This window comes from Bacillus sp. JST-5, from assembly GCF_057747715.1.
The window spans coordinates 27,778-41,034 of record NZ_JBYLHW010000001.1; the positions used below are offsets into that span (position 1 = coordinate 27,778).

Here is a 13,257-nt window from a genome sequence, read left to right on the forward strand (position 1 = left end):
CGACCTAAAACCATGAGCGTCTATAAATATTTCCAGTCCCGAATCTCTCTACTCTTTCATTCCGAAAAAATCATTATTTTCCTTATAGGAGAATAATGATTTTTTTATTTTCATTTCGATTTTATAAAAATCATAACGATGTCGTCTAAAATACATACATCTGTACCATAATGGGAATGATAGGAGGGGACAGATTGGAAGGATTTGTTTTTTATTGGTTTTTATGGAGTGCATGGATTGTTGCAACCTTTTTAATGAATAAACGTTCTCCATATCGCTTAATTATTGCCTTACATAGTTTGTTAGTTATTATATTTACTGCATTCCATTGGTCAATCATGAATGTTGTTATAAATCTCTCGGTTTTATGGATTCTTATTATTTGTATGTATTATTTAAAAGATTATCGTTTCTTTACTTTATTGTCGATGATGACTCGAGTATTTATTGTCATGCTTTCATATGCAAGCTATTTATTATTTTCACTCTATGATCCTGTTTGGATTCTTTTTGATACTTTTTGGTTGGAAGTCCTATTATATTCCATTTTATCGCTTATCATTTTTGATACGTTGTTAGAAAGAATCGTTGGTTGTACGATTGGATTTATTTTAGGTGAGGGGATTTTTGCAATAACGATAACCAAGTGGACGAATTCCTATATTATTGGCTCTTTTCATTTGTTAGATGTTTTAAGCATAGGAATACTGTTCTTACTCATTTGGAACTTTATTATAAACCTTTCAGTTCTCTACGATTCCAAATTACATAACTTCGAGAGGGAGAGACATAGTTAATGAATGAGTATATTTATCCAATCCTATTCGGTGTTGTAACAGGAACTTTAACAAGAATTTATATGTTAAGAACGGATTATCGCCAATACCCTACTTATTTACATGGAAAAATTATTCATATAGCTCTAGGTTTTATTGCTTCAGGACTTGGTTCTATTGCCGTACCAGCTATTATGGAAGAAGAGTTTACTGCAATTACCTTTTTAACAGTTGCAGCTTCTCAATTTAGAGAAGTACGTAATATGGAAAGAAACACTTTAGCAGAATTGGATCAATTTGAGCTTGTTCCTAGAGGAAAAACATATATTGAAGGTATTGCTGTTGCATTTGAAAGTAGGAATTATTTAGTCATTTTTACTTCTCTTGTTACAACATTAAGTTACGTCATTTTTGATTATATTGGAGCAATTATTGTCGGAATACTAGCATTAATTATTTCAAGGATATTAATGGACGGTGGAAAATTAAAAGATATTGTTGATATACAATATGTCAAACCACATTTTGACGGAGCAGGATTATATGTTGATAACATTTATATCATGAATATAGGAATTCCAGAACGTAAAGAAGAGGTATTAAAGTACGGGATGGGGTTTATTTTGACGCCAAAAAGTTTCAATGCAAGATCAACCATTGCCAATCTTGGACAACGACAAGCGATTTTACATGATGTCTCAACAGCGCTTGGCGTTTACCGTGATTCTGGTACCCCTGCCTTAGCACCTTTGGCAAAACGAGATTTGGATGATGGAAGAATCGGAATTTTTGTCCTGCCACAGGAGAAAGACATTGAAAAAGCAATAGAAATAATAGGAAAGGTTCCTTTATTAGAAAATGCGATACGTCTCCCTACAAAACGAAAACAAAATGAGGAAGGGAGTTTGTCGTCATGAATATTGAAAAAATGATACTTGCTGTCATTACGACAAACCCAAAAAAAGTTCCTTCCGGAGTTGCCGTGTTCCACTGTGATGATCGAAAGGAACTGTATACAATTGCCAAAAATTTAGAAGCCATTTTAGATGGCATTGCTCATGAATTAACGGAAGAAATATATATCATTGTAAAACATTAAAAGAATTTCATTGAAAAATATTAGAAACAAATGATAAACTAATGAAAGTTAAAAACCCTTCTATAATGGAAGGGTTTCTTTTATACATATATTTTGTGTGATGATCAATACTTACAATTTATTTAGGGATATTAAAATAGAGGTGATAAAATTGGCTAAACCAACTGTTGCGATAGTCGGAAGACCGAATGTTGGAAAGTCCACGATATTTAACCGGATTGCTGGCGAACGAATTTCCATTGTCGAAGATGTGCCAGGGGTAACTAGAGATCGGATATATAGTACGGGCGAATGGTTAAATCATCAATTTAACATTATCGATACCGGGGGTATTGATATAGGAGATGAACCATTTTTAGAACAAATTCGCCAACAGGCCGAGATTGCTATTGAAGAAGCTGATGTCATAATTTTTATTACAAGCGGACGTGAAGGTATAACATCAGCGGATGAAGAAGTAGCGAAAATATTATATCGTTCCAATAAACCTGTCGTTTTAGCTGTAAATAAAGTAGATAATCCTGAAATGAGAAGTGATATTTATGAGTTTTATTCATTAGGTTTTGGAGAGCCATTCCCGATTTCCGGAACTCATGGTTTAGGTCTTGGTGATTTATTAGACGAGGTAGTGAAACATTTTCCGAAAAATAAAGGAAATGAATATGAAGATGATGTCATAAAATTTTGTCTGATCGGCCGACCAAATGTTGGGAAGTCCTCACTTGTAAACGCTATTTTAGGTGAGGAACGTGTAATCGTAAGCGATATAGCGGGAACAACTCGTGATGCGGTTGACTCACCATATAAATATGATGGTAGAAAATATACGATCATTGACACTGCCGGAATGAGAAAAAAAGGAAAAATCTATGAAAGTACGGAAAAATATTCGGTTCTACGAGCATTAAAAGCGATTGACCGTTCTGATGTCGTTTTAGTCGTATTAAATGCAGAAGAGGGAATTTTAGAACAAGACAAAAAAATAGCTGGTTATGCTCACGAAGCGGGAAGAGGCGTTATTATCGTTGTTAATAAATGGGATGCGATTGAAAAAGACGAAAAAACGATGAAAGAATTTGAAACAAAAATTCGCGATCATTTTCTATTCTTAGATTATGCACCAATCGTATTTTTGTCAGCTAAAACAAAAAAGCGCATTCATACACTCATGCCAATGATTGATTTAGTAAGTGACAATCATTCAATGAGAGTGCAAACAAATGTATTAAATGATGTTATAATGGATGCGATTGCCATGAATCCTACACCTACAGATAATGGAAGACGTTTAAAAATCTTTTATGCAACGCAAGTTTCCGTGAAACCGCCTACATTTGTTCTTTTTGTCAATGATCCGGAACTTTTGCATTTCTCGTATGAAAGATTTATTGAAAATCAAATTAGAAACGCCTTTGGATTTGTTGGTACTCCAATCAGAATATTTGCTCGCCAAAGACAGTAAATAGGAGAGGGATGAATCATGAATTCAAAAGATATTGCAGTATTAGGTGCAGGTAGCTGGGGAACAGCATTAGCGTTAGTTTTAGCAGATAATGACCATAATGTTCGTTTATGGGGTCATAATGCAAAACATATTGAAGAAATTAATCGTACAAGGATGAATCAAAAATATTTGCCGAATATTGCCTTGCCAGACCAAATTGTTGGCTATTCAGATCTTTCAAAGGCATTGGAAGGATTAGATACGATAATCCTTGCCGTCCCAACAAAAGCAATTCGTGAAGTATTAGGAAATGTAAAAGAAGTTGTTAATAATCCAATTACGATTGTACATGTAAGTAAAGGAATTGAGCCAAATACTTTACTCCGAATTTCTGAAATTATTGAAGAAGTATTTCCAGAGCCTTTAAGGAAAGATATTGCCGTCTTGTCAGGTCCTAGTCATGCTGAGGAAGTTAGCCTACGTCATCCAACAACTGTTAGTGTTTCTTCAAAAAACATGAAAGCGGCAGAGCGCATCCAAGACTTATTTATGAATCAACATTTCCGAGTATATACAAACGATGATTTAATTGGTGTAGAAATTGGCGGTGCCTTAAAAAATATTATTGCTTTAGCGGCTGGTATTTCCGATGGCTTAGGCTATGGTGATAATGCGAAAGCAGCATTAATGACAAGAGGTTTAGCGGAAATTGCAAGACTCGGTACAAAGATGGGTGCTAATCCATTAACCTTTTCAGGTTTAGCAGGTATTGGTGATCTAATCGTAACTTGTACTAGCGTTCATTCACGAAACTGGAGAGCAGGAAATCTATTAGGTAAAGGCCATTCACTAGAAGAAGTGTTAGATAATATGGGAATGGTTGTTGAAGGGGTTCGAACAACAAAAGCTGCATATCAACTTTCTAAAAAATATGAGGTGAAAATGCCAATCACAGAAGCTCTTTACCGAGTGCTTTTTGAAGGAGTTCATCCGAAAAATGCTGTAGATTCATTAATGAATCGCTCAAAAACGAATGAAATGGAAGCCTTAGTGAATATCCTTGAAGAAAAATAAAAAAGTTGATGAGATTAGGACGAAATTAGGCTTTGTAATGATACGAGGGTAGAGAATCAAGCATAAAATAATCATCGAAATAGAAATTTTTTGGCCGTCGGTGGGTTTTATAGTCACTAAAGCTGAAAGAAAGCTTTACGCCCCTGCTTTCTTTCGGCTTTTTTCTTGACAAGTTATTGATCTAACGAAAGCGTACAAAAGTAGAATTTTATGATAGAATGTTGAAGGTAAGAGAAATGGAAAATAGAATACATATTGTAAAACGAGGTGTAATAAATTTATGGCTTTAATGAAGATGTGGATATCGTTTGCCGCAATGGGTTTAATGTTTGTGTCCATTTTATTAATACTATTAAGCCGTTATAAATTAAAAGGATTTTTCCGATTTATTACTGCTACAATTGCATATGTATGTATGATTGTTGCAGGATTTATTATGTTTGTCGTAGTATTTTCCGGACCGACAATCCAGTAAAAGGGTGAATGGAAAACGTGAAGAGAATCGTAAAATTTATAATCGTAAGTATGTTATCATTATTTCTTCTATCCGGTTGTTTATATCCTGAAGATGAATTAGCTAAGAACAAAATCCCGTATGAGGATCAAATACAGTCTGTTCAGAGTGCGGTTAATCAGTTTCGAGAAAATTCGAATGGATTACTCCCGATAAAAAATAAAGATGCCGAAACAGATATTTATACGAAATATTTAATAGATTTTAACCGCTTAGTTCCTCGATATATGTCAGAAGTGCCAAGCAATGCATTTGAAAATGGGGGAATATATCAATATGTCATCGTTGACCCTGAGACGAATCCAACGGTAAAAATTTTTGATTTACAAATTGCTGAAACGATACGTGAATTGAAAATTCGTATGATGTCTAAAAAATATCCTCCTTACAAAGAAAAAATCGCGAACAATGTATTTTCCATTGATTTTAAACAATTAGGGTATAAAGAACCACCTGTTGTCGTAAGTCCATATACAAAACAAAATCTTTCCTTTGTTATTACTGGAGAAGGAAATATTTACGTAGATTATCGCCCTGATTTATATCAATTAATAGATAATAGTAATCAATCTTTTAAAAAAGGCGATGACATTCGTCCACTTTTAGTGGAGAATTCAGTATTTGTTCCTGCCTATTCCCTCCCGTATACGATAAATGATGACGGTGAACCAATATTTATGAGCGAAATTCAATAATTTAGTCATAAGCCCTTTTCTTCAAAATATATTGTAGAAGAAGAGGGTTTTTTTTGCCCCTATGACAGTACCATCAATGGAACGGAGGAGAAAGACAAAAATTTAGATTGATAGTCATAATACGATAGGACAACATCATAAACATATAATGTCCATAATCGTCAACACGGATCATTATCCCATGATTATTTGAACGGGAGGGGATTTTTTGGAAAAGGTCGATATTTTCAAAGACATTGCAGAACGTACGGGGGGCGATATATATTTAGGTGTCGTCGGAGCAGTTCGTACCGGTAAATCGACATTTATTAAAAAGTTTATGGAACTTGTCGTTTTACCAAATATTCATAATGAGTCTGATAGAGCTCGTGCTCAGGACGAACTACCGCAAAGTGCAGCAGGAAGGACTATCATGACGACTGAACCTAAGTTTGTGCCTAATCAAGCAGTTTCCGTACAAGTTGATGAAGGATTGGAGGTCAATGTACGATTAGTAGATTGCGTTGGGTATACTGTTCCTGGGGCAAAAGGATATGAGGATGAAAATGGACCACGTATGATTAATACTCCATGGTATGAAGAGCCGATTCCGTTCCATGAAGCTGCTGAAATAGGAACACGTAAAGTGATTCAAGAACATTCAACCATCGGGGTTGTTATTACTACTGATGGATCCATTGGGGAAATTCCAAGAAAAGATTATGTGGAAGCAGAGGAAAGAGTCATCCAAGAATTAAAAGAAGTTGGAAAACCGTTTATCATGATTATTAATACTACACATCCATATCATCCGGATACGGAACAATTGCGAGCAGATCTCCAAGAAAAATATGACATCCCAGTCCTTGCCATGAGTGTGGAAAGTATGAGAGAACAAGATGTCTTAAATGTTTTACGAGAAGCGTTATATGAATTCCCAGTATTAGAAGTGAATGTTAACTTACCTAGCTGGGTGATGGTGTTAAAAGAGGATCATTGGTTAAGAGAAAGTTATCAAGAAGCCGTGAAAGAAACAGTAAAAGATATTAAGCGTTTAAGAGATGTTGATCGAGTCGTTCAATCTTTTACTGAATTTGACTTTATCGAACAAGCCGGATTGGCTGGAATTGAAATGGGGCAAGGTGTGGCAGAAATTGATTTACATGCACCAGATGAATTGTATGACCAAATTTTAAAAGAAATCGTTGGCGTCGAAATTCGCGGAAAAGATCATTTGCTAGAACTTATGCAAGAATTTGCTCATGCTAAGGCTGAATATGATCATATCGCCGATGCATTAAAAATGGTGAAACAAACAGGTTATGGTATCGCTGCTCCATCTCTTGAAGATATGAGTTTAGATGAACCGGAAATCATCCGTCAAGGTTCTAGATTTGGAGTAAGACTAAAAGCGGTTGCACCGTCCATCCATATGATTAAGGTGGATGTAGAAAGCGAATTTGCGCCAATCATCGGAACAGAAAAACAAAGTGAAGAGTTAGTGAGATATTTAATGCAAGATTTCGAAGATGATCCTTTGTCCATTTGGAACTCAGATATTTTTGGTAGAAGTTTAAGTTCCATTGTCCGAGAAGGAATTTCTGCCAAACTAGCACTAATGCCTGAAAATGCACGCTATAAATTGAAAGAAACTTTGGAAAGAATCATTAACGAAGGATCCGGTGGATTAATCGCCATCATATTATAATTTATCCCTGGACTTTCAATGAAGAAGACAGAGACTCCATTAAGGGGTCTTTTTTATTTTTTATTGATTAACTAATTATAGAATAGTATGTAGTTTTCCTTTGTTTTTTCTGATCAAGCTTAATACTTACAGGGTTTTCAATAAAGCATGCTTCGTATTCCTCAGAAAAACTGCTACCCAATAAAAAATGATTTGTCATTTCTCATGTAAAACTGGAAGCAAAAACGCTATATTTTTTACCCGATTATTTGATTAAGACCTGTTCTTATATTGCACCTTTAAATAAATTCCGATATTATATTAAAATATAATAGAGATAAAAAAGAAATGAATGTTTAGAAAAATTCATTTTTGGTTAAAACATTATTAAAAAAGAATGTTTAAATCTTATTATACTTATATAAAAAATAGTTGAATGAAAAGAAACGATTTTGAAATAACAGTATAAATAACAAACAAAAATATGCTAAATCTGTAGAAAATATGAAAAAAAAACCTATAATTTAGCGAAATATCCTTGCGAAGCGGTTTTGATTATGATACTCTTTTAACAGAATTATCCGATATCGTATATTTACAGCGAAACTTAATAGAAATGAATGTTCTATTAATCAATAATTTGAAGAAAGATCCCTTTGGGAGGAGGTGAATGGCATGAACAAAACAGAATTAATTAACGCAGTTGCAGAAGCAACAGAACTTTCTAAAAAAGATGCAACAAAAGCAGTAGATGCTGTTTTTGATTCCATTTTAAACGCACTTAAAAGTGGGGATAAAGTTCAATTAATTGGTTTCGGAAACTTTGAGGTACGTGAGCGTGCTGCTCGTAAAGGTCGAAATCCTCAAACAGGAGAAGAAATCGAAATTGCTGCTAGCAAAGTTCCTGCATTTAAACCAGGGAAAGCTCTTAAAGAAGCAGTAAAATAATTACATATATACTAGACAAACATTACAAGAAACGGGTTGCTTTAATAAAAGTAACCTGTTTCTTTTTTTCATCAATTCGGTAATTATTTTAAAAAATATTGCAAAAAATAAAGAAAAACCGCTATTTTTTGCTACATTTAATCGGAATGTGCTAATATTGTATTTGTTAAATGAAAGAGAAAAACAGGGGGAACAAAAATGACTAAAATCAATCGCACTCAAATTGAAGACGCAGTGCGTTTAATATTGGAAGCCATCGGAGACAATCCAAATAGGGAAGGTGTTTTAGATACACCAAAAAGAGTAGCGAAAATGTATGAAGAAATGTTTTCAGGAATAAACCAAGATCCAAAAGAATATTTTGAAACCGTTTTTAGTGAAGAACATGAAGAACTCGTTCTAGTAAAAGATATTCCATTCTATTCGATGTGTGAACACCATCTTGTTCCGTTTTACGGACATGCACATGTCGCGTACATACCTAGAAATGGACGAGTAACGGGGCTTAGTAAATTAGCTCGCGCTGTCGAAGCAGTAGCAAAAAGACCACAATTACAAGAGAGAATTACATCAACCGTGGCCGATGCCATTTTTGAAAAATTAGAACCGCATGGTGTTATGGTAGTTGTAGAAGCTGAACATATGTGTATGACAATGAGAGGAGTAAAAAAGCCGGGGTCTAAAACGGTAACAACTGCCGTAAGAGGAACATTTAAAGACGATGCCGTTGCTCGAAATGAAGTATTATCTTTGATTCGCAAATCATAACGTGGGGGATTGGGTATGAATAGTAGTAAAGGTCAAGCAAATGATTATGTAATCATTAAAGCATTAGAAGATGGCGTGAATGTTATTGGCTTAACCCGAGGTGCCGACACACGTTTTCATCATTCTGAAAAATTAGATCGTGGGGAAGTAATGATTGCACAATTTACCGAACATACTTCAGCCATAAAAGTGCGTGGGAAAGCGAAAATTGTCTCATCTTATGGTGAAATTGAAAGTGAAGGTAAATAGGACACTTATTTAAGTGCTAATCGTTTATCATATTATAAAGTTATGCTATAATGATGACGCCGTATTAAAGTATTGGATTATAAATTTTAAGGGTGATAACGTTGCTAAACATCGAGACAATAAAAACCAATGTCATTCAACGATATGAACAAATCATTCATCATCGCTTTTTAGGACAATTTATTATCCCACCTAAAATTGATGAAGACCGATTATCTTTATTGTTAATGGTTTTATTAAACCAAAATATTGAAGAGAAAATGATTGAAGATTATTCGGTTTCGGCAACGTTAATTCAATCCGCCCTTGATATTCATGAGGATATGTCAAATGAGCCATTAGAAGATCATCCGCATAAAGTTAGACAATTAACGGTCTTGGCAGGAGATTTTTATAGCGGATTATATTATTATCTATTGTCGAAAATCCCAAATATTCCTTTAATCAGTAAACTCGCGGAAGGCATTAAAATTGTAAACGAAAATAAAATGTCCGTATATAAGAAAGAATATCGAACATTTGATCAATACATAGAGAGTATACGATTAATAGAAACTTCAATTATGCAAAAAATATGTGAATATTTTAATGCTCCACTTTGGTCCGCTTTTATTACTCATTATTTATTTTTAAAAAAAATTATCCATTATTCGGAAATGGACCGTAATCTTTTAGAGAATGCAGAAAACTATCAAATGTTAGATTTTCAAATCAAAAATTCGTACGAACAGTTACTATCATTAAAAATGCAACTATCAAACATTCATTCTTCTCTTGCGAATGATTTGGAAAGATTCTTGGATAAAATACACCTTAATGAATCTTTCATAATAAAAAAAGGGTGAGATCATGGGACATCAATCAAAAGAGGAACGCGTACATCGCGTATTTGAAAGTATATATAAAAATTATGATAAAATGAATTCCATTATTAGTTTTCAGCAACATAAACGGTGGAGAAAAGATACAATGAAAAGAATGAACGTCCAAAAAGGGCAGCATGCTCTAGATTTATGTTGTGGAACAGGAGATTGGACGATTGCTTTAGCAGAAGCAGTTGGCGAACAAGGACATGTAATTGGACTTGATTTTAGTAAAAACATGTTAAAAATCGGCGAAGAAAAAGTAGCCAATAAAAATTTGAAAAATGTTGAACTTGTTTATGGCAATGCAATGGAGCTACCTTTTGAAGATAATACGTTTGATTATGTAACCATCGGTTTTGGATTAAGAAATGTCCCAGATTATATGAGAGTTTTACAAGAAATGAGAAGAGTATTAAAACCCGGGGGAAAAGCCGTATGTTTGGAAACATCTCAACCAACTTTGTTTGGATTTAAGCAATTATATTATTTATATTTTCGTTATATCATGCCTTTTTTTGGGAAAATATTCGCAAAAAGCTATCAAGAGTATTCTTGGTTACAAGAATCGGCACGTGACTTTCCGGGAATGAAAGAATTAGCTAAAATGTTTGAAGATGCAGGATTTAAAGATGTATATTTTAAGCCGTATTTTGGTGGGGTAGCTGCCGTTCATTTTGGAACAAAATAAAAAGAAATATGATCGTTAATTAAGGTGGAAAATATGAAATTAAAAATGTTGTATTCTTATTTGAATGCAGACCTCACTTACATAGAAAAAGAAATAGAAAACTCGATTCAATCCCACTCAAACATATTAAACGAGGCGTCCCTGCAATTATTACAAGCCGGGGGAAAAAGGATTCGCCCGGTTTTTGTTTTGCTTGGTGGGCAATTTGGATCTTATAATATTGAATCTTTAAAAAACGTGGCGGTAACGCTTGAACTTATTCATATGGCTACACTCGTCCATGATGATGTAATTGATGATTCCATGCTTCGGCGTGGAAAACCTACGATTAAAGCTCAATGGGATAATAAAGTTGCTATTTATACTGGTGACTATATATTAGCTTTATCGCTTGAAGTTATGAGTAAAATTCAGAATGAAATGGCTCATAAAATTTTGGCGGACACGTTAATTGAAGTATGTCTTGGAGAAATTGAACAAATTAAGGACAAATATCGATTTGACCAATCGATGAAAGATTATTTCCGCCGTATAAAACGTAAGACAGCATTATTAATTGCCATTAGTTGTCAACTTGGTGGGATTTGTTCAGGCGTTGAAGAGAAAATTCATAAACTATTATATAAATATGGTTATTATGTAGGAATGGCTTTTCAAATTACGGATGATATTTTAGATTTTGTTGGGACAGAAAAAGACTTAGGAAAACCTGCTGGAAGTGATTTATTACAAGGAAATATTACACTTCCAGTATTATTGGCTATGAAAGATGATGACTTACGAAAAGACATTCTTAAAGTTAACGAATATACGACAAAAGATGAAATGAAAAGATTAATTGACCGAATAAAAACAACTAACGTTATTGAACAATCGAGAAATATTAGTGATAAATATTTACAAAAAGCTTTAAATGTTTTAGACGAACTACCAAATATACGTGCAAGAAAAGTGTTAAAAGATATTGCTTTATTTATAGGTAAACGAAAATTTTAATTTTTACCAACCGAATCAAAGGTTGGTTTTGTTTTTTAATATTAATTCAAGTTGATAAATTTTGAAAACAATGGTACTATTTTTCGTGGAATATGTTCCAACGTACGATACATAAATAAACTAAATAGGAGTGGCGATTACATGGAAAGAACATTTTTAATGGTAAAACCAGATGGTGTACAACGAAGCTTGATTGGTGAAATCGTTTCCAGATTTGAGAAAAAAGGATTTAAACTTGTTGGAGCGAAATTAATGCAAATTCCAACTGAATTGGCAGAAACCCATTATGGTGAGCATAAAGAACGTCCATTTTTCGGTGAATTAGTTGAATTTATTACATCCGGTCCTGTATTTGCGATGGTATGGGAAGGGGAAAATGTTATTGCAACAGCACGACAAATGATGGGATCTACAAACCCTAAAGATGCTGCCCCAGGTACAATTCGAGGAGATTTTGGATTAACTGTTGGTAAAAACGTAATCCATGGTTCTGATTCACCTGAAAGTGCAGAAAGAGAAATTAATTTATTCTTCAAAAAAGAAGAACTAGTCGATTATACAAAATTAATCAATAATTGGATTTATTAATAAAAAGCCCTGCATCTCGCAGGGTTTTATTTCAATCTATAAAAGTTTATAAGGGGAATAGGGGTGGGGTCATGTCCGATGATTATTCATTATTTATCAAACAAATAAAGAATAAAACTGGAATCGATTTATCTTTATATAAAGAAACACAAATGAAGAGAAGGTTAAAATCATTATATGAGAAGAATGGATTCTCTTCTTTTAAGCAATTTTTCCATGCATTAGATCAAGATCAAAAACTTCTATATGCATTTTTAGATCGGATGACGATCAATGTTTCAGAATTTTATCGAAATGCAAAACGATGGGAAGTACTTGAAAAAAATATATTGCCGGATCTATTAAAAAGTTCTCAAAAATTGAAAGTATGGAGTGCGGCTTGTTCTTCTGGTGAAGAACCTTATACAATCGCTATGATTTTAAGTAAATACCTACCTTTGCATCAAATATCCATTTTAGCAACTGATATAGACGAAAATATTTTAGCTAGGGCAAAAATTGGTTTATATGGAGAAAAATCATTGAATGAGTTGCCAGTGGAGATGAAGAAAAAATATTTTACTAAGGATAACAATACATATAGAATTTCAGATGAAATTAAGCGTACAGTTCAATTTAAGAAACATAATTTACTAGCCGATCCATTTGAACAGAACTTTGATTTAATAGTGTGTAGAAATGTACTCATTTATTTTACGGAAAAAGCAAAAGATCAATTGTACCAACAATTTAGTGATTCATTAAAACCTGGTGGTGTTCTGTTTGTTGGCAGTACAGAACAAATTTTTAACCCTGGTCAATATTCATTAAAATCAATAGAAACGTTTTTTTATAAAAAGATGTAGTTGGTCCTAAATTTAGGACCAATTTCTATTTCTACACCTTA

The 13,257-nt window shown here is 33.7% G+C and carries 16 protein-coding genes; all 16 read left to right on the forward strand.

From position 1 onward, the window contains the following. Positions 1-194 precede the first annotated feature (194 nt). A complete protein-coding gene (locus AC3ASS_RS00150; protein ID WP_488281466.1) occupies positions 195-797 on the forward strand; it encodes a YphA family membrane protein in 603 nt (200 codons plus the stop codon). Then, positions 797-1,693: a YIEGIA family protein gene (locus AC3ASS_RS00155; RefSeq protein WP_488281467.1), complete on the forward strand. Its 897-nt coding sequence runs from the start codon at positions 797-799 to the stop codon at positions 1,691-1,693. The genes AC3ASS_RS00150 and AC3ASS_RS00155 overlap by 1 nt, the downstream gene beginning before the upstream one ends. Further along, a complete protein-coding gene (locus AC3ASS_RS00160) occupies positions 1,690-1,875 on the forward strand; it encodes a capping complex subunit for YIEGIA (RefSeq protein WP_488281468.1) in 186 nt (61 codons plus the stop codon). Before AC3ASS_RS00155 ends, AC3ASS_RS00160 begins: the two co-directional genes overlap by 4 nt. Before the next feature lie 151 nt (positions 1,876-2,026). Further along, complete coding sequence (gene der, locus AC3ASS_RS00165) at positions 2,027-3,337, forward strand: ribosome biogenesis GTPase Der (RefSeq protein ID WP_488281469.1); 1,311 nt, start codon at positions 2,027-2,029, stop codon at positions 3,335-3,337. 18 nt (positions 3,338-3,355) lie between these two features. Next, positions 3,356-4,393, forward strand: a complete 1,038-nt coding sequence (locus tag AC3ASS_RS00170) for an NAD(P)H-dependent glycerol-3-phosphate dehydrogenase (RefSeq protein WP_488281470.1) — start codon at positions 3,356-3,358, stop codon at positions 4,391-4,393. Positions 4,394-4,673: 280 nt separating this feature from the next. Next, the gene (locus tag AC3ASS_RS00175) at positions 4,674-4,868 is read left to right on the forward strand and encodes a DUF2768 domain-containing protein (protein WP_488281471.1); all 195 of its coding nucleotides are present in this window, start codon (positions 4,674-4,676) and stop codon (positions 4,866-4,868) included. Between the two features lie 17 nt (positions 4,869-4,885). Beyond that, positions 4,886-5,602 carry a hypothetical protein gene (locus AC3ASS_RS00180; RefSeq protein ID WP_488281472.1) on the forward strand — a complete coding sequence of 239 codons (717 nt, stop codon included), beginning with the start codon at positions 4,886-4,888 and terminating at the stop codon, positions 5,600-5,602. 208 nt (positions 5,603-5,810) lie between these two features. Next, positions 5,811-7,289: a stage IV sporulation protein A gene (spoIVA, locus tag AC3ASS_RS00185; RefSeq protein ID WP_488281473.1), complete on the forward strand. Its 1,479-nt coding sequence runs from the start codon at positions 5,811-5,813 to the stop codon at positions 7,287-7,289. 654 nt (positions 7,290-7,943) lie between these two features. Beyond that, positions 7,944-8,216 carry an HU family DNA-binding protein gene (locus tag AC3ASS_RS00190; protein ID WP_488281474.1) on the forward strand — a complete coding sequence of 91 codons (273 nt, stop codon included), beginning with the start codon at positions 7,944-7,946 and terminating at the stop codon, positions 8,214-8,216. 198 nt (positions 8,217-8,414) lie between these two features. After that, on the forward strand, positions 8,415-8,984 hold the full coding sequence (gene folE / locus AC3ASS_RS00195) for a GTP cyclohydrolase I FolE (RefSeq protein ID WP_488281475.1): 570 nt from the start codon (positions 8,415-8,417) through the stop codon (positions 8,982-8,984). Positions 8,985-8,999: 15 nt separating this feature from the next. Beyond that, positions 9,000-9,233, forward strand: coding sequence for a trp RNA-binding attenuation protein MtrB (gene mtrB / locus AC3ASS_RS00200; RefSeq protein WP_488281476.1), 234 nt, complete (start codon positions 9,000-9,002; stop codon positions 9,231-9,233). 101 nt (positions 9,234-9,334) lie between these two features. Next, entirely contained in the window at positions 9,335-10,078 is a 744-nt protein-coding gene (locus AC3ASS_RS00205; RefSeq protein WP_488281477.1) for a heptaprenyl diphosphate synthase component 1, read from the forward strand. 4 nt (positions 10,079-10,082) lie between these two features. Further along, entirely contained in the window at positions 10,083-10,787 is a 705-nt protein-coding gene (gene menG / locus AC3ASS_RS00210; RefSeq protein ID WP_488281478.1) for a demethylmenaquinone methyltransferase, read from the forward strand. Positions 10,788-10,820: 33 nt separating this feature from the next. Continuing rightward, positions 10,821-11,783, forward strand: coding sequence for a heptaprenyl diphosphate synthase component II (hepT, locus tag AC3ASS_RS00215; RefSeq protein ID WP_488281479.1), 963 nt, complete (start codon positions 10,821-10,823; stop codon positions 11,781-11,783). A 141-nt stretch (positions 11,784-11,924) separates the two neighbouring features. Continuing rightward, positions 11,925-12,371 (forward strand): nucleoside-diphosphate kinase, encoded by a 447-nt coding sequence (ndk, locus tag AC3ASS_RS00220; protein ID WP_488281480.1) that lies wholly within the window; start codon positions 11,925-11,927, stop codon positions 12,369-12,371. A gap of 71 nt (positions 12,372-12,442) precedes the next feature. Next, positions 12,443-13,216 carry a CheR family methyltransferase gene (locus AC3ASS_RS00225; RefSeq protein ID WP_488281481.1) on the forward strand — a complete coding sequence of 258 codons (774 nt, stop codon included), beginning with the start codon at positions 12,443-12,445 and terminating at the stop codon, positions 13,214-13,216. The last annotated feature ends 41 nt before the right edge of the window (positions 13,217-13,257 follow it).

Bases quoted from the DNA above. Each gene is read 5' to 3' on its own strand.
- AC3ASS_RS00190 (WP_488281474.1), top strand. From the start codon at position 7,944: ATGAACAAAACAGAATTAATTAACGCAGTTGCAGAAGCAACAGAACTT.
- AC3ASS_RS00160 (WP_488281468.1), top strand. From the start codon at position 1,690: ATGAATATTGAAAAAATGATACTTGCTGTCATTACGACAAACCCAAAA.
- folE (WP_488281475.1), top strand. From the start codon at position 8,415: ATGACTAAAATCAATCGCACTCAAATTGAAGACGCAGTGCGTTTAATA.
- AC3ASS_RS00225 (WP_488281481.1), top strand. From the start codon at position 12,443: ATGTCCGATGATTATTCATTATTTATCAAACAAATAAAGAATAAAACT.
- AC3ASS_RS00155 (WP_488281467.1), top strand. From the start codon at position 797: ATGAATGAGTATATTTATCCAATCCTATTCGGTGTTGTAACAGGAACT.
- menG (WP_488281478.1), top strand. From the start codon at position 10,083: ATGGGACATCAATCAAAAGAGGAACGCGTACATCGCGTATTTGAAAGT.
- AC3ASS_RS00175 (WP_488281471.1), top strand. From the start codon at position 4,674: ATGGCTTTAATGAAGATGTGGATATCGTTTGCCGCAATGGGTTTAATG.
- ndk (WP_488281480.1), top strand. From the start codon at position 11,925: ATGGAAAGAACATTTTTAATGGTAAAACCAGATGGTGTACAACGAAGC.
- AC3ASS_RS00170 (WP_488281470.1), top strand. From the start codon at position 3,356: ATGAATTCAAAAGATATTGCAGTATTAGGTGCAGGTAGCTGGGGAACA.
- mtrB (WP_488281476.1), top strand. From the start codon at position 9,000: ATGAATAGTAGTAAAGGTCAAGCAAATGATTATGTAATCATTAAAGCA.
- hepT (WP_488281479.1), top strand. From the start codon at position 10,821: ATGAAATTAAAAATGTTGTATTCTTATTTGAATGCAGACCTCACTTAC.